This window comes from Demequina soli, assembly GCF_000971195.1.
Classification (GTDB): domain Bacteria; phylum Actinomycetota; class Actinomycetes; order Actinomycetales; family Demequinaceae; genus Demequina; species Demequina soli.
On record NZ_BBLZ01000008.1, the window covers coordinates 57,556 to 72,959 of the forward strand.

18 protein-coding genes and 1 tRNA gene are annotated in these 15,404 nt (G+C 73.2%); 12 read left to right on the forward strand and 7 right to left on the reverse strand.

The features are described 5' to 3' along the window. The first annotated feature begins 17 nt into the window (after window positions 1-17). The 4 genes from AOM04_RS12905 to AOM04_RS12920 all read left to right on the forward strand — a co-directional run bounded on the left by AOM04_RS12905 (window position 18) and on the right by AOM04_RS12920 (window position 2,970). A complete protein-coding gene (locus AOM04_RS12905; protein ID WP_062465203.1) occupies window positions 18-785 on the forward strand; it encodes an AzlC family ABC transporter permease in 768 nt (255 codons plus the stop codon). Continuing rightward, a complete protein-coding gene (locus tag AOM04_RS14850) occupies window positions 782-1,096 on the forward strand; it encodes an AzlD domain-containing protein (protein WP_062465204.1) in 315 nt (104 codons plus the stop codon). The genes AOM04_RS12905 and AOM04_RS14850 overlap by 4 nt, the downstream gene beginning before the upstream one ends. Window positions 1,097-1,228: 132 nt before the next feature. Continuing rightward, on the forward strand, window positions 1,229-1,603 hold the full coding sequence (locus tag AOM04_RS12915) for a PadR family transcriptional regulator (RefSeq protein ID WP_062465205.1): 375 nt from the start codon (window positions 1,229-1,231) through the stop codon (window positions 1,601-1,603). Further along, window positions 1,600-2,970: a permease prefix domain 1-containing protein gene (locus AOM04_RS12920; protein WP_062465206.1), complete on the forward strand. Its 1,371-nt coding sequence runs from the start codon at window positions 1,600-1,602 to the stop codon at window positions 2,968-2,970. The genes AOM04_RS12915 and AOM04_RS12920 overlap by 4 nt, the downstream gene beginning before the upstream one ends. A gap of 20 nt (window positions 2,971-2,990) precedes the next feature. Here AOM04_RS12920 and AOM04_RS12925 read toward each other — a convergent pair whose 3' ends face one another. Continuing rightward, window positions 2,991-3,209, reverse strand: coding sequence for a hypothetical protein (locus AOM04_RS12925; RefSeq protein ID WP_156160750.1), 219 nt, complete (start codon window positions 3,207-3,209; stop codon window positions 2,991-2,993). 82 nt (window positions 3,210-3,291) lie between these two features. Between AOM04_RS12925 and AOM04_RS12930 the strand changes: the two genes are divergently transcribed. The 4 genes from AOM04_RS12930 (at window position 3,292) to AOM04_RS12945 (ending at window position 5,430) form a co-directional block, all read left to right on the forward strand. Continuing rightward, window positions 3,292-3,669, forward strand: coding sequence for a YciI family protein (locus AOM04_RS12930; RefSeq protein WP_062465208.1), 378 nt, complete (start codon window positions 3,292-3,294; stop codon window positions 3,667-3,669). A gap of 25 nt (window positions 3,670-3,694) precedes the next feature. Continuing rightward, window positions 3,695-4,603, forward strand: a complete 909-nt coding sequence (locus tag AOM04_RS12935; protein ID WP_062465209.1) for a phosphotransferase — start codon at window positions 3,695-3,697, stop codon at window positions 4,601-4,603. 79 nt (window positions 4,604-4,682) lie between these two features. Then, window positions 4,683-5,231, forward strand: a complete 549-nt coding sequence (locus AOM04_RS12940) for a VanZ family protein (RefSeq protein WP_062465210.1) — start codon at window positions 4,683-4,685, stop codon at window positions 5,229-5,231. Window positions 5,232-5,354: 123 nt separating this feature from the next. After that, window positions 5,355-5,430, forward strand: a tRNA-Lys gene (locus tag AOM04_RS12945). A 73-nt stretch (window positions 5,431-5,503) separates the two neighbouring features. Here the strand turns inward: AOM04_RS12945 and AOM04_RS12950 are convergent. Next, window positions 5,504-5,923 carry a DoxX family protein gene (locus AOM04_RS12950; protein WP_062465211.1) on the reverse strand — a complete coding sequence of 140 codons (420 nt, stop codon included), beginning with the start codon at window positions 5,921-5,923 and terminating at the stop codon, window positions 5,504-5,506. Between the two features lie 166 nt (window positions 5,924-6,089). Between AOM04_RS12950 and AOM04_RS12955 the strand changes: the two genes are divergently transcribed. Continuing rightward, window positions 6,090-6,428, forward strand: coding sequence for a DUF6054 family protein (locus AOM04_RS12955; RefSeq protein ID WP_062465212.1), 339 nt, complete (start codon window positions 6,090-6,092; stop codon window positions 6,426-6,428). A 30-nt stretch (window positions 6,429-6,458) separates the two neighbouring features. Here AOM04_RS12955 and AOM04_RS12960 read toward each other — a convergent pair whose 3' ends face one another. The 4 genes from AOM04_RS12960 to AOM04_RS12975 all read right to left on the reverse strand — a co-directional run bounded on the left by AOM04_RS12960 (window position 6,459) and on the right by AOM04_RS12975 (window position 9,260). Next, the gene (locus AOM04_RS12960) at window positions 6,459-6,815 is read right to left on the reverse strand and encodes a nuclear transport factor 2 family protein (RefSeq protein ID WP_062465213.1); all 357 of its coding nucleotides are present in this window, start codon (window positions 6,813-6,815) and stop codon (window positions 6,459-6,461) included. A 49-nt stretch (window positions 6,816-6,864) separates the two neighbouring features. After that, on the reverse strand, window positions 6,865-7,983 hold the full coding sequence (locus AOM04_RS12965; protein ID WP_062465214.1) for a hypothetical protein: 1,119 nt from the start codon (window positions 7,981-7,983) through the stop codon (window positions 6,865-6,867). Continuing rightward, window positions 7,980-8,540 carry an RNA polymerase sigma factor gene (locus tag AOM04_RS12970; RefSeq protein ID WP_062465215.1) on the reverse strand — a complete coding sequence of 187 codons (561 nt, stop codon included), beginning with the start codon at window positions 8,538-8,540 and terminating at the stop codon, window positions 7,980-7,982. Before AOM04_RS12970 ends, AOM04_RS12965 begins: the two co-directional genes overlap by 4 nt. A 147-nt stretch (window positions 8,541-8,687) precedes the next feature. Further along, window positions 8,688-9,260: a dihydrofolate reductase family protein gene (locus AOM04_RS12975; RefSeq protein WP_062465216.1), complete on the reverse strand. Its 573-nt coding sequence runs from the start codon at window positions 9,258-9,260 to the stop codon at window positions 8,688-8,690. Window positions 9,261-9,331: 71 nt separating this feature from the next. On the opposite strand from AOM04_RS12975, the gene AOM04_RS12980 reads away from it, so the two are divergent. Then, a complete protein-coding gene (locus AOM04_RS12980) occupies window positions 9,332-10,180 on the forward strand; it encodes an aldo/keto reductase (protein WP_062465217.1) in 849 nt (282 codons plus the stop codon). A gap of 27 nt (window positions 10,181-10,207) precedes the next feature. On the opposite strand, the gene AOM04_RS12985 is transcribed toward AOM04_RS12980, so the two are convergent. Next, window positions 10,208-10,984, reverse strand: coding sequence for a siderophore-interacting protein (locus AOM04_RS12985; protein WP_062465218.1), 777 nt, complete (start codon window positions 10,982-10,984; stop codon window positions 10,208-10,210). A gap of 115 nt (window positions 10,985-11,099) precedes the next feature. Between AOM04_RS12985 and AOM04_RS12990 the strand changes: the two genes are divergently transcribed. Together AOM04_RS12990 and AOM04_RS12995 are read left to right on the forward strand one after the other, a co-directional pair. Then, window positions 11,100-12,662 carry an HNH endonuclease gene (locus tag AOM04_RS12990; RefSeq protein WP_062465219.1) on the forward strand — a complete coding sequence of 521 codons (1,563 nt, stop codon included), beginning with the start codon at window positions 11,100-11,102 and terminating at the stop codon, window positions 12,660-12,662. Between the two features lie 282 nt (window positions 12,663-12,944). Continuing rightward, window positions 12,945-15,320: a glycoside hydrolase family 3 C-terminal domain-containing protein gene (locus AOM04_RS12995; RefSeq protein WP_062465220.1), complete on the forward strand. Its 2,376-nt coding sequence runs from the start codon at window positions 12,945-12,947 to the stop codon at window positions 15,318-15,320. Window positions 15,321-15,404: the final 84 nt, after the last annotated feature.

Consider the following 15,404-nt stretch of genomic DNA (forward strand, 5'->3'; position numbering starts at 1 on the left):
GTGCCACACTCACGCACGTGACCTCAGCCCGCCGCGCCCCGCTCGGCATCGCGCCGCGCCAGTGGGCCGATGCGTGGGCCGGGCTCAAGGCCATCGCGCCGCTCATGCCCGGGTCGGCACTGTTCGGGCTGGCGTTCGGGGCGCTCGTCAACGTCGCGGGCATCGGCCCGTTGGTGGGCAACTTCGCGTCCGTCTCGGTGGTCGCCGGGGCGAGCCAGATCGCGATCATCGAGTCGCTGCGCACGGGCGCGCCCGCGGCCATCGCGGTGCTCACCGCCCTGGTGATCAACGCGCGCTTCGCGCTGTACTCCGCGGCGCTCGCGCCGGTGTTCGCGGCCTTCCCGATGCGCTGGAAGCTGGGCCTCGCGCACCTCACCACCGACCAGGCCGCGGTGGTCGCGCTCCAGCATCAGGACGCGTGGCCGGACCCGGTGCGGCGCCGATGGTTCGTGGTCGGGGGCGCGCTGCCGTTCGTGGTGGTGTGGTGCATCGGCGGCGCCGCCGGCATCGCGCTCGGCCCGGTCATCCCCGAGGCCTGGCAGATCGGCTTCATCGTGCCGCTGATGTTCCTCGCGGTGATGGTGCCGGGGCTGCGCGGGGCGCCGGCGCTCACCGCGGTGGGCGTGTCGACCATCGTGGTGCTCGCGTCGCACGGGCTGCCCTACGGCCTCAACGTGCTCGCGGGCGCGATCGCAGGGATCGTGGTGGGGTCGCTCGTGCCCGACCGGTCCGCGCATCCCGGCGCCGACGACGGGATCGCGCACGATGCGGGGGCGGGCGAGTGAGGACCTTCCTCATCTTCCTGGCCGCGGCGATCGGCACGTACGCGATCCGCGTGTCCGGGATCGTGCTGTTCGGCGGCCCGCGCCGCCTGCCCGAGCGCGTCGAGCGCTCGCTGCGGCTCGTGGGACCGGCCGCGCTCGCGGCGATCGTCGCGAACTCGCTGCTGCTCGACGGCGGCACGTGGCGGGCGTTCGGCGCGTGGCACCTCGCGGCGCTGGTCACGATCGGCGTGGCGCTGTGGAAGCGCTCGTCGGGCTGGACCATGGCCGCCGGCGCCGTGGCGTTCGCGGCGCTGCTGCTCGCCGGCGCCTGACGACTGGCAAAGACAGATGTGACGGGTGGGACGCGCGAGCGTCCCACCCGTCACATCTGTCATTGGGAACCGTCACTCCCGCATACCTTGCAGTTCTATGTATGCTGCCTCTAGGCATACAAGGAGGCCGCGATGAAGGTGGGCAAGGACCTCATGGCCGCGAGCGCGGCACCGCTGGTGCTCGCGATCCTGACCGAGGGCGAGAGCTACGGCTACGCGATCGTGCGACGCGTGCGCGAGCTGTCGGACGGCGAGATCGAGTGGACCGACGGGCTGCTGTACCCGCTGCTGCACCGCCTCGAGGACGGCGGGCACGTGCGCTCGCGCTGGGGCGCCTCCGACACCGGCCGCAAGCGCCGCTACTACGAGATCACCGACGCGGGCCGGGGAGAGCTGGCCGAGCATCGTCGCCAGTGGGCGGCCGTGGTCGCCGCGCTCCGCACCGCGTGGGGCGACGCGGCCGAGGCCGCGAGCGTGGCGACGATGCGCCCCGGGGTCGCGCTGTGAGCGCGCCGGGCGGCGCGTCGGGTCCGACGGTCAGGCCCGACGTCGAGGCGGAGATCACCCGCTGGCGCGCCTACCTCGACGCGCGCGGCGCGGTCGCGCCCGCCGACGCCGACGAGCTCGAGGACCACCTGCGCGGTCAGGTCGAGGACCTCATGGCGTCCGGTCTGAGCGACGAGGAGGCCTTCCTCGTCGCCGTCAAGCGCCTGGGCAGCCAGGACGAGGTCGCGCGGGAGTTCGCGCGTCAGCACTCGAAGCGCCTGTGGCGCCAGCTCGTGCTCGACGGCGGGCCGCGCACGCCCGGACGGTGGGGCGCGGTGCCGGGCATGCTCGGCTTCGCGGTGGCCGCGGCGCTCGCGACCCGCGCGCCGTCGCTCGTCCTGGACGCCGGGGACGATGCGGCGCGCTACGTCCTCCTGTCCGTCACCCTGGTGCTGGGCGTGGTCGCGGGCTTCCTCGCGTGGCGTCGCGCGAGCCGCGCGGCGGGCATCGCGGCGGCCGTCGCGACGGTCGCCGGCGCGGCCCTCACGCTGGCGTACCCGTTCGACGCGACCGACGACACCGTGGTGCTCGCGCTGCTGCACCTGCCGATCGCGCTGTGGCTCGTCGTCGGGTTCGCCTACGCGGGCGGGCGCTGGCGGTCGCGCGCCGCGCGGCTCGACTTCATCCGCTTCACCGGCGAGTGGGTGATCTACGTGGCGCTCATCGCCGCGGGCGGCGGCGTGCTCGTGGGCGTCACGCTCGCCGTGTTCCGGGGGCTCGGCATCGACGCGGAGCCGATCGTGAGCGCGTGGGTGGTCCCGTTCGGCGCGGGCGGCGCGACCGTGGTCGCGGCCTGGCTCGTCGAGGCGAAGCAGGAGGTCCTCGAGTCCATCGCGCCCGTGCTCACCCGCGTGTTCGCGCCGCTCGCGACGCTCGCGCTGGCGGCGATGCTCGTGGCCGCCGTCGCGACGGGGGGCTTCCAGGAAAGCCGCGAGGTCCTCATCGCGGTCGACGTGCTGCTCGTGGTGGTGCTCGGCCTGGTGCTCTACTCGATCTCCGCGCTCGAGCCGACCTCGCCCGCCGGCTGGACCGACCGGCTCCAGCTCGCGCTCGTGGTCGCGGCCCTCGCGCTCGACGCGTTCGCGCTGGCCGCCATCGCGGGACGCATCGGGGACGCCGGGTCGACGCCGAACCGCATCGCGGCGCTCGGCCTGAACCTCGTGCTGCTCGTCAACCTCGCCGCGACCGCGTGGCTGTACGGGGTGCGCCTCGCGCGGCGCGGCACGCTCGAGCCGCTGCTGCGCTGGCAGACCGCGTACGTGCCGGTCTACGGCGCGTGGGCGCTCGTGGTCGCGGTGGCGCTGCCGCCGCTGTTCGCGTTCGCCTGACCGGCGCCGCGCCGGGGCCGCTACGCGGCGGCGCCCGACCCGTTCCGGCCGGCGGCCTCCGCGGCCCCGCACGCCTCGGCGTGGGCGATGGGGTCGACCAGGTCGGCGATCCCGCGGCGGATCAGATGCGCCACCACGTCCTGCGCCACGGCCTCGGCCGCCGGGGCATCGTCCACCACGCGAAGCGCCGCACGGTAGGCCGCGGCGCGCATCCCTTCGAGCAGCTCTACGTCAATCACGAGGACAGACCTTAGCGCCGCCCTCTGACAACGGGCTCCCGCGCTCCTAGGCTGGTGCGCAGCCGTCGGGGAGGAGGGCCGGATGCCCACGTATCTGATCGCCGCGCACCACCGCCCCGACAACCCCTTCAACCTCCTCGAGGACAAGGAGCCCGTGTGGGCGGACCTGCGGGCGCTCGACGCGGACCTGCGTGCCGCGGACGCGCTGATCTGGTCGCGCGGGCTGAGCGACCCCGACGCCGCGGTGACGATGCGCATCGGCCCGGATCTCGCACTCGCCGAGGCGCCCGGACCCCTCCAGCGCGAGGCCGAGTGGCTGTCGGGGATGTGGGTGATCCGGTGCGCCGACACCGCCGAGGCGCACGCATGGGCGCGCCGCGCGGCGCGTGCGCACCGCTGCGACGTCGAGCTGCGCCCCTTCCTGCCGCCCATCCCCGGTTTGGACGAGGCCGGGCCGTGACCGGCGCCGCTGATACGGTCGCCGGATGATCCGCGACTCCGGCCCGCCTCCCGCGCACCCCGCCATCTCCCCGGCGCTCGCGCGGGCCCTGGTGGACCGCCAGCTGCCGGGCCTCGCGCACCTCGAGGTGGGCGAGCGGTTCGACGGCTGGGACATGGTCGTCTACCGGCTCGGACCCGAGCTGGGGCTGCGCCTGCCGCGCGTCGAGGAGGCCGTCGGCCCGCTGTCGCGGGAGTCGCGGCTGCTGGGCGACATCGGCGCGCACTGGACCTTCCCGCACCCGCGCGTGGTCGCGAGCGGCGTCGCGCAGGACGGCTACCCGTGGCCGTGGACGGTGGTGTCCTGGCTGCCGGGAGCGACGGCCGATGCGGCGCCCCTGTCCGCGGCGGCCGGACCCGCGCTCGGGCGCGCGTTCGCGCAGGTCCACTCCCCCGCGGGCGAGGACGCGTGGTTCAACCCCGAGCAGTCGATCGCGCTGATCGAGCGCGAGGACAACCTCGACTGGGCGCTCGGGCTGCTGGTCGACGCCGAGGGGCCCGAGGGGCAGCGGCTCGACCGCGGCGCGGTGCGCGAGCTCTGGGTCGAGGCCCTCGAGGCGCCCGCCCCGGCCGACGTCGTGTGGTCCCACGCCGACCCGCACGGCTCCAACCTGCTCGGCGTGCACGGCGCCTTCGCGGGGATCATCGACTGGGGCAAGATGGCCGCGTGCGAGCGGGCCGTCGACCTGTCGTTCCTCTACACCGCGATGCCCGCCGCCGGGGTGGACGATGCGGTGGCCGCCTACCGCGAGGCGACGGGCTGCGACGACCCCGGGCTCGAGGCGCGGATGCGCGGCATCGCCGTCGCGAAGTGCGCCTCATGGGCGGTGCTCGACCGGCCGCTCAACGTCGCGATGGCGTGGCGGGGCTTCGGCGAGCTCGGCGTCCTGGCGTGACCGCGCATCGTCCCGCGCGCCCCGGCCGGGCACGCCGACGTACGCTCGGGCGTTGACCCGGCGACACCCAGGAGGATCGATGCTCACGCTCAGGCTCGGCGCGGCGGAGAGCGTGCTGCCCATCGCGCTCGTCGGCGGCGTGCTCGTGCTGGTCGCGTGGGGCCTAGGGGCGATCTTCGGTCACGGGCGGCGCACCGCGCTGTGGGCGGCGATGCTCACATGCCTCGCGGTGATCCTGTGGGTGACCATCGGGCTCACGGTGGTGACGCACACGGGAGGCTCGGGCGGGGTCAACCTCACGCCGGGTCAGGAGATCCGGCGGGCGCTCGACACGGGCGCGGGCGGGCCGCGGCTCAACCTGGTGGGCAACATCCTGCTGTTCGTGCCGCTCGGCACGGTGGCGGCGCTGATGACGCGGCGGGGATTCGTGCTGCGGGTGCTCACGGGCACCGCGCTCGGATTCGCGCTGTCCGCCGCGATCGAGTCGACGCAGCACCTGCTCGGTCGCGTCGCCGATGTCGACGACGTCATCCTCAACACGCTCGGCGCGTTCGTCGGGGCGTTCGCGGCGGCGTTGCTGCTCGCGCTCGGCGTGGGGTCGGGGCGCTCCGAGCGCTCGCGCGCCTGACGCGGGCGGCGGTCCGTTGCCGGGGCTGTTGCCGGTCCGCTGCCGCCGACTGCCAGCGCGGATGCCGGCCCGTTGCCGGTCGGCGCGTTCGCGGGCGGCAACCGCGCGGCTACCATGGGCGGCGGGCCTCTAGCTCAGTCGGTAGAGCAGCGGACTTTTAATCCGTAGGTCGTGGGTTCGAGCCCCACGGGGCCCACCACGACGAGCAGAGCCCCCGAGCGGGGCGAGGGCGCGTGGCCCCGCCCCGGTCGAGGGCTCTGCTCGAGCGCGGATCAGCCGAGGGAGATCAGCGGCTCCGTGACCGTCAGGCCGAGGTCCGCGGCGCCGGTCGCGAAGAGCAGGAACAGCGCAAGCGCGCCGCCGATGAGTGCGACGTTCTTGTTGAAGGAGATCTGCTCGGTCTGCTTGGCCTGGGCGTCGCTCTCCTTCCAGTACGCGTGCATGTAGAAGGTGACAGGGACGAGGGTCGCCGCGATCAGCAGCGCGCCGATATCGCCGTAGATGCCGAACGCGACCATGAGGGCGCCGAGGCCCATCGTGACGCCCGACGCGATGACGCCGAAGCGGCCGCCAGGCGCGCCCTTGTACGAGGCGTACTGGGCCATGCCCTGCGAGTTGGCGAGGTGGCCCACGGCCGAGAGCAGGAAGAGGATCGCGACGAGGATGCGCGCGATGAGGAAGACGGCGGTCATGACAAGTCCTTCAGCTAGTTGTTGATACAACCAACCGTAGCGGGAAAATAGATGACGCGTCAACTATGGGGGGCGGCCCCTAGCGGAGGGGCCCGTCGCGCCCTAGGCTCCGAGGGACGACGGCGGCGACATGCCTGGTCAGACCGCCCGCACGGAGGGGCAGCGCATGCACGAGACCCGATCGCTCGCCGGCTCGGCCGACGCCCTGGCCGTGCATCTGGACGACGCCATCGCGCGCGGCAGCGTCTCGGCGACGGTCGAGCATAGCGGCGCCCTGGCGATCGGGGACGCGCGCATGGTGCTGCGCACCTACGAGCGCTACAGCATGACCGGGTCCAACCGCGTCACGCTCTCCGTCAGCATCCTCGCCGTCGGCGACCGCATGGAGGTCTCGCTCACGACGTCGGGCGGGAGCGAGGCCGTGTTCTTCAAGATCAACAGGTTCGGCGAGAGCGCCTTCATGGAGAAGGGGCTCCAGGCGCTCGACTCCTTCGCACGACGCTGACGCGCGCCAGCCGGCGCCAGGCCCCGGACGTCAGTCCTCCGCCTCCCGCGGCGTCATGTACCACTCGACGAACCGCGAGGCGCGGCCGTCGGGAGCGAACCACACCTCCCAGAGGTTCGTGTAGCTCGCGTGGCCGGGGTAGTCGACGGTGCCCCGGATGATCGCCAGGTCGTCGCGCTCGATGAGGACCGCGAGCGCGTGCACCGCCTCGGTCGGCTCGGGCTCGGCCCACATCGCGACGATCGCGTCGATGCCGCGGGTCGGCTCCGCGTCGTTGGGACGGAACCAGTACTCGGCGTCGTCGGTGAAGATCGCCCTGACATCGGCCTCGTCCTTCGACGCCCACGCCTTGACGTAGCCGTCCAGCCAGTCGCTTCCTCGGGTCATCCCTCGTGTCTACCCGAGCGCCTGGTGGCCCGCAACGCGGGCGCCCCTCCTAGCCGGCCGCCACGTCGCACCGGTCGAGGGACGCTCCCGCCTCCGTGCGGAGCGCCTCGACCACCGCGCGCGTCAGGTCGAACACCGCGGCGTCGGCCGGCGAGGCGCGCACGGTGAGGTACGCGTCGTCCCCCACCGGGCACTGGATCGCGTCACCGCTGCCGTCCGCGAGGCGGAAGTACAGCGAGCCGTCCCGCAGGGCCGCGAGGTCCGGCTCGACGGCCTGCCCCTCCGGGGACGTCACCGTTCGCGTGAGCGCCGGATCAGCGACGGCGCTGAGCGTCACGGTCATCATCGCGCCGGGGTCGCGAGAGGGGTCCTCGAGGTACGCCGCGTACGCGTCCGCGTCGCGGTACAGCAGCACGGGCCCGAGCGCGCCCGGGGCCGTCGAACTGTCGCCGTACGCGAAGCCTCCAACCGCGAGCAGCCTCAGGGCCGGGTGGTGCAGGCCCGCGGCGACGGCCTGCGTGCCCGGCGAGAACGTCGAGAGGTCGACCGGCGCGGCGTCGTCGACCTGATCCGGGATCCGGTCCACCTCGAGCAGCTCTCGCGTGGCCGCATCGACGACGATCCAGCGGTCCGCCGGCCAGGCCGCGTCAGGGTCGGGCACGAGGAAGTCGGGTCCCAGGTCGCGCCAGGCATCCATGTCCGGCCCGTCGACCCGGTAGTACGCCTCCACCATCGTGTCGTCGCGCGTGTTGATGAGGACCGTGTTGGGGTGCGCGAGCAGCTCCGCGGGCCACTCGTCGCACGGCGCCACGGGCGTGCTGTTCCACGAGCTCTCCATGCCGCCCCACATCCCGACCGCCTTGCCCGGGATCACGGTCGCGGGCGCGCACGCGGCCGGGTCGGAGGCGGCGGAGGCCGACGGCGACGGAGACGCCGACGCGCCCGGCGTCGGGGACGCGACCGCGGGCGCGACACCGTCCGGGCGGGACTGCGTCAGGCCCACGACGGCGAGCACGCCGACCACCGCGGCGACGGCACCCACCACGGATGCCCGGCCGCGCCGGTAGCGGGCGACCCGCGCCTCGGCGAGGGTGCGCGCGGTCGCGAGCGCCGCATCGTCCGCCGCGGCTCTCGCCATGGCCTCGAGGTCGTGAAGCGTGCGGCTCATCGGGCACCTCCCGGCCGGGCGTCGACCTGCACGGTCTCCTCGCCCTCCAGATCGACGTCGGGGAGGACGGCGCGCAGCTTCACGACGCCGTCGGACAGGTAGCGCTTGACGGTGCCGGTCGCGAGCCCGAGGGTCGCGGCGACGTCGGCGACCGGCAGGCCCTCGAGGTGGCGCAGCACGACGCACGCGCGCTCGCGCGGCGACAGGGTGAGGAGCGCGGCGTGCAGGTCGAGGGCCTCGTCGACGCGCGGGCCGTGGTCGCCGACGACGGCCGCCCCTCGCGCCCGCAGCTCGTCCGCGTCCGCGGCGACCACGCGGGGGCGGGCCGCCGCGCGCCTCCCCCGGTCGATGAACCCCGTCGCGATCGCCCGCCTGACGTACGCCTGCGCGGCCTCGACGCTGCGCAGCGCCCGCGCCGTGCGGAACGTGCGGACCAGCGCGTCCTGGAGCAGGTCCTCGGCCTCCTCGCGGCTTCCCGTCAGGACGTACGCATACCCGTACAGCGCGCGCCCGCGCTCGCGCACCAGCGCGTCGAGCGTGCCTCTCCAGTCGCTCACGCGGCCGTCCCCCCTGTGCTCATGCCAGCCAAGACGCATCGAGACCGGCCCCGGTTGGGGGCGGGCGGACGATGCGGCGGCGGGCCTGTCGCCCATCCTCGCGGCGGCGTGCACGGGAGCCGGCGACGGCGCGCGGACCGCGCCCGTTCAACCCTCGCCGTCGCGCCGCACCAGGTAGCGCAGCAGCACCGCGCCGCGCGGGAACGCGCGGTGCTCGACCAGCTCGAGGTCGAGCCGCAGCCCCGCGGGCAGGGCGCGCGTGCCGCCGCCGACGATCACCGGCACCACGGCCAGCACGATCTCGTCGACCAGCCCGGCCTCGAGCGCTCGCGCCGCGAGCGTCGCGCCGCCGATCGACAGGTCGCGCTCCGACGTGTCCTTGAGCGCCGCGACCTCGGCGGCGTCGAAGCGGTCGAGGACGCGCGCGCGAGGCATGCCCGGCTCGGCGATCGTGCGGGAGTAGACGATGGTGTCCGTGTCGATCCACGCCTCCGCGAACCGCCTCATGAGGGGCGGGATGGCGGGGTCGGCGTAGAAGTCGTGCCAGACGGCCATGGTCTCGTGGAGGCGCCTGCCGTACAGGTGGGTGCCGGTCGAGCGCTCGAGCCCGGCGAAGAAGTCGTGCAGCTCGGGGTCCGGCTCCGACCAGTCGAAGTCGCCGTTCGCGTCGTTGATGTAGCCGTCGAGCGAGCAGTTGATGGCGTAGATCAGCCGGGCCATGGTTCACGGTACGCCCGCAGAAGGCGACGCGCCCGGCCACCCGCACCGGCGCATCGTCCTAGGGTGGGCTCATGACCCTCCCTCACCTCACGCTCAACGACGGCCACACCCTGCCCACGGTCGGCTTCGGCACGTACCCCCTGGTAGGCGACGAGGGCGGCCGCGCCATCCTGTCGGCGCTGGAGAACGGCTACCGGCTGCTCGACTCCGCCGTGAACTACGAGAACGAGGGCGTGGTCGGGCGCGCGCTGCGCGACTTCCTGCGCGAGTCCGGCGTGCCGCGCCACGAGGTCACGGTCCAGACCAAGCTGCCCGGCCGCCACCACGCGTACGACCGCGCGATCGCGTCGGGAGAGGAGTCGCGCGCGCGGCTCGGCGTGGACCGCATCGACGTGATGCTCATCCACTGGCCCAACCCGATCACCGGCCTCTACAAGGAGGCGTGGCGCGCGCTCGTCGAGCTGCGTGAGCGCGGGGTGGTGCGCTCCATCGGCGTCTCGAACTTCAACGAGCGCCTGCTCGACGAGATCATCGCCGACACCGGCGTCACCCCGGCGATCAACCAGGTCGAGCTGCACCCCTACTTCCCGCAGGCCGCCCTGCTGGAGAAGCACGCGGAGCTGGGGATCGTGACCCAGGCGTGGAGCCCGCTGGGCAAGCGTCAGGCGCCGTACGGCGAGCCGGTCGTGGTCGCCGCGGCCGAGCGCCTGGGGGTCACGCCCGCCCAGGTGATCCTGCGCTGGCACCTCGAGCGGGGCTCGCTGCCGCTGCCGAAGTCGGCGACACCGTCCCGCCAGGTGGAGAACCTGTCCGTGGCGGACTTCTCGCTGCTGCACGGGGAGGTCGAGGCGATCACCGCGCTCGGGCGCCCTGACGGCCGTCTCTTCGACGGCGACCCGGAGCGGCACGAGGAGATGTAGAAGGGACGATGCGCGCCGGGCTCTCGGTCAGGCGCGCACGTCCTGCTCCGCCTCCATCCGCGCGTTGAACTCGCGCTTGGAGGACTGCCAGCCGTCCTCGTTCATGCCGGTGCGCCAGTAGCCCGAGATCGAGACGTTCTCGCGCGGGATGTTCAACATGTTGAACAAGTGGCGACGCAGGGGCTTGACCATGTCCGCGTTGCCGTGGACGAAGGCCTCGACCGTGCCGTCCGGAAGCTCCGCGTCGACGACGGCGCGCGTGAGCGCCTCGCCGTAGCCGTCACCCGGGCCGCGGTGGATCCAGCGCACGGTCGTCGCGGAGGTGAGCGGCAGCGCCTGCTGCTCCGCCGCGGAGGCGACCTCGAGGTAGACCTCGACGCGCGCATCGTCCCTGGTGCTCGCGAGCGCCTCGAGCGCGGCCGCGATCGCGGGCAGCGCGGACTCGTCGCCGACGAGCAGGTGGACGTCCGCCGTGGGGCTCGGCGCCCACGCGCCGCCGGGGCCCACGAAGCCGAGCGTGTCGCCCGGCTGCGCGGCGGCAGCCCAGGGGCCCGCGAGGCCCTCGTCGCCGTGGATGACGAAGTCGATCGCGAGCTCCCGTGCACTCATGTCGAGGCTGCGGATCGTATAGGTGCGCGCCACCTCGCCGAACCTGAGCTTCACGTAGCGGTCCGTGAACGTGAGCGCGGGAAGCTCATCGAGGTCGGAACCCGTGAGGACCACGCGGACCATGCTCGGCGCGATGCGCTCGGTGCGAGTCACCGTGAGGGTGCGGGTCGGGCGCACAGGTCGGGGATCAGCCATCCCTGCATCGTAGGGGGAGTCACACAGGATGGCGTCATGCCTGATAAAGCCGCCCTCCCGAGTTCTCCACACCCCTTTTGTCGGGAATGTCGGACCCCTCTGGTGTGATGGTCGCATGGATGCACCGCACCTGTTCGACGACCTACCCGGCGGCTCTGGCGCCGGGTTCGCGTCGGCGTGCGTGGATGCCCGGGTGGCGGTGGGGACGATGCGCTCGTTGGCTTCGGTGGGCGGCTCGCCGGATGCGGTGGAGCGGTTGGATGCGGCGGCGCAGGTCGCGCACGAGATGGACCTGGTCCTCGCGCGGACGGCCCGGGATATCGAGGTCCAGTCGGATGTGCCCGGTGGTGGGCTGGCGAAGCATCACGGGTTCCGTTCCGCGGCGGACCTGGTCGCCTCCCGCATGGGCACTCACAAGGCTGAGGCTGTCCGGCTGCTCGAGGTCGGACGGGCGCTGGAGGAGAGGGAGAACGGCAGCAGGCCCAAGCCCGACCCGGGTCCCGATGAGCCGGATCCTGACGATCTCGATGATCCCGACGACGACCCCACTCCCGACGACCCCACTCCTGACGACCCGGAGGACGAGGACCAGGACCGCGGCAAGGACGGCCCTCAGCCCGCTCCGCAAGCGGGGTACCGCGCCATCGTGACCGAGGCTCTCGACGCTGGGCTGATCTCCGCGGATTGTGGGTCGCAGATCCTCATCATGCTCGACAGCCTGTCCGAGGACGTGACGGCTGCGGCGAAGGAGGAGGCCGCGGCCGACCTGGTCAGGCGTGCCCAGGGTTTGGATTCGGGCAAGTTCGCCACCATCGTGCGTCGTTTCAAGGCCGCCCTCGACGTGGAGCAGCACGAGCGCACCCTGGCCCAGAAGCGTCAGGAGCGGTATCTGAAGATCTGGAACAACGGTGACGGCATGGTCGAGCTCCACGGCGTGCTCGATTCCGAGACCGCCGCACCCTTGCAGGCGGCGTTGAGCAAGCGCGTCGGTGACGCGATCCACGCCTGCCGCAGCATCCCCGGCGAGGACGTCCGCACCACCGACCAGATGCGTGCCGACGCCCTCGCGGACCTGGCCCGCCACGCGTTGGGTTGTGAGACCACGACCGCGCTGTTCGGCACCACCACCGTCGTCGTCCGCGCCACCGCGGCGGACCTCGAGGCTGGGACGGGGCTCGGCGAGGTCGACGGCTGTGCCACACCCATCGGGATGAGCATCGCGCTGCGCATGGCCGCCACCGCGATCATCCGGCCGGCACTGTTGGGCAACAAGGGCGAGCTGCTCAAGCTCGGACACCGCATCTACCCGTTCTCACGCGCCCAACGCATCGCGCTCGGTGAGCGTGACGGCGGCTGTGCGAAGTGCGGAGCCCCTCCGGCATCGGCGGAGGCCCACCACATCATCTTCTGGTCCCGAGGCGGCCCCACGAATCTCAGCAACGGAGCACTTCTTTGCTCCCACTGTCACCACGTCATCCATGATCAAGGCTGGCAGATCCGCGCCACCGACACCGAGATCTGGTTCATCCCACCCGCATCAGTCGACCCCCAGCGCACCCCCTGGCAAGGCGGCCGAGCACGCTTCGGCACCCCCCGACCCTGGAACAAGAAGGTCACCACGGACGGCGGCAACGGCCACGCGTCCGGGACCCCCGGCACCCCGCCCACACCCGAATAGCTCACCCGCCCCGCGGCGCCACCCACCCAGGCGGCGCCGCGTATGCGCGTCCGGACACCTCCGATCCACACCCCGACGAGCGCGCGGGCACCGTCTCGCGGCGCGCGGCCACCACCACCGCCGGCCTCCACGCCTGGAGTGCCGACCCGCGTGACCCGACCCCGGCATCGTTCCGCGAACCACCAGGTACACGCGCGCAAGGTCCCGCGTCCGGCCTCACCCGCGCCGATAGGATGGGACCACCGACGAAGCCGTCCCCCACTCTCCTGACCGAGGACCCTCATGCGCGACACGTACGCCAAGGCCGAGCAGATCGTCTCGACCCTCACCACCGACGAGAAGATCCGCCTGGTCTCCGGGAAGGACGCCTGGACCACGGAGCCGCTGCCCGACCACGGCGTCCCGTCGATCATGCTGACGGACGGACCTCACGGCGTGCGCAAGCAGACGGGCAGCACCGACCACCTCGGCATCAACGCGTCCGTGCCCGCGACGTGCTTCCCGCCCGCCGTCACGCTCGGCTCGACGTGGGACCCGGCGCTGGTCGAGGAGGTGGGCGCCGCGCTCGGACGCGAGTCGCGCGCCAACGACGTCGCCGTGCTGCTGGGCCCGGGCCTCAACATCAAGCGCCACCCCGCCGGCGGCCGCAACTTCGAGTACTTCTCCGAGGACCCGTTCGTCGCGGGCAAGATGGCCGCCGCGATGGTGCGGGGCATCCAGTCGCAGGGCGTCGGCGCGTGCCTCAAGCACTATGCGGCGAACAACCAGGAGTTCTACCGGATGTCGGTGGACACGATCGTCGACGACCGCACCCTGCGCGAGATCTACCTCGCGGGCTTCGAGATCGCGGTCAAGGAGTCCGACCCCTGGACCGTCATGTGCTCGTACAACAAGGTCAACGGCGCCCACGCGGACGTCAGCCGGGACCTCCTCACGGAGACCCTGCGCGACCAGTGGGGCTTCGACGGCCTCGTGATGTCGGACTGGTTCGCGGTGTCGGACCGCCCGCTCGGCATCTGCGCCGGCCTCGACCTCGAGATGCCCGGCACCTCGGGGGCGTGGGACGCCGAGATCAAGGAGGCCCACGCGAAGGGGCTCCTCACCACCGCGGAGCTCGACCTCGCCGCGACCCGCGTCATCGACCTCGCGCTGCGCACCCAGAACGACGCCGGCTCCTCCCAGGTGGACCCCGCCGCGCACCACGACCTCGCCCGCCGGGCGGCCGCCGCCGGCACCGTGCTCCTCACCAACGACGGCATCCTCCCGCTCGAGCGCACCGGCAGCATCGCCGTGATCGGCGCCTTCGCGAAGAAGCCCCGCTACCAGGGCGCCGGCTCCTCGCTCGTCAACCCCACCCAGCTCGACACGTTCCTCGAGGCGCTTCGCGCCGCCGTCGGCGACGCCGCCTCCGTCCACTACGCGCCCGGCTACGACCCCCGCACGGGCGACACCGACGAGGACCTCCTCGCGGAGGTCCGCGAGACGGCCCGCAAGTCGGACGTCGTGATTGTGCTCGCGGGCCTGCCGAACTCCTTCGAGTCCGAGGGCTTCGACCGCCGCCACCTGCGCCTGCCCGACGGGCACACCGCCACCGTGACCGCCGCCATCGAGGCCAACGACCGCACCGTGGTCGCCCTGCTCAACGGCTCCCCCATCGAGATGCCGTGGGCCGACCGCCCCGCCGCGATCGTCGAGGCGTACCTCGGCGGCCAGGCCGGCGGCTCCGCGCTCGCCGACGTGGTCCTGGGCGACGTCGCCCCCGGCGGACGCCTCGCCGAGTCCTTCCCCGTCTCCGCCGGGGACCTGCCCTCCGACCGCGACTTCGCCGGCGACCCCAAGCAGGTCGAGTACCGCGAGGGCCTCTACGTGGGCTACCGCTTCCACGACAGCGCCGGCGTCCCCGCCCGTTTCCCGTTCGGCCACGGCCTCACCTACACGGCCTTCGACCACTCGGGCCTCACCGTGCGCAAGGCGGGCGACGGCTACACCGTCACCGTGACCGTCACCAACGTGGGCCCGCGCGAGGGCTCCGAGGTGGTGCAGGTGTACGTGCGCGACCCCGAGTCCGCCGTCTACCGCCCCGAGAAGGAGCTCAAGGGCTTCGCGAAGGTGACCCTCGCGCCCGGCACCTCCGAGAAGGTGGTGGTCAAGCTCGACCGGCGCGCCTTCGCCGTGTGGGACGTGCGCTCCCAGGAGTGGCGCGTCGAGCCGGGCGCCTTCGAGATCCTGGTCGGCGCCTCGTCCACCGACATCCGCGCCCGCCGCACCGTCAAGGTCGCCGAGGGGGAGGCGGTGTCCCCCGCCCACGGCCCCGCCGCGTACGTCGCCAACGACAACGAGTTCCGCCTCATGCTCGGCCGCGACATCCCGACGCCCGCCGGGGTGCTGCCGTTCCACCGCGACTCCACCACCGCCGACCTGCGCGAGACCACCGCCGGCCGCGCCGTCGCGAGCATGCTCACGCAGCAGGCGTCCAAGCAGTTCGACACCAGCGACGCCGACGAGACCACCATCGCCATGTTCGAGGCGATGCTCGGCGAGGCGCCCCTGCGGATGGTGGCGATGGCCAGCGCCGGCAAGCTGACCTTCGCGAGCCTCGACCGCCTCATCAAGCTCCTCAACGTGGGCTCCGCGAAGGCGTGGCGGGCGCGCGGATAGCGTTCACCCTGCTCCGGCGGGGGCCGGGGTGCAAGATGGACCCGAGGCCCCCGCCGGCGCCGCCGGCGGGACCCGACGAGGGAG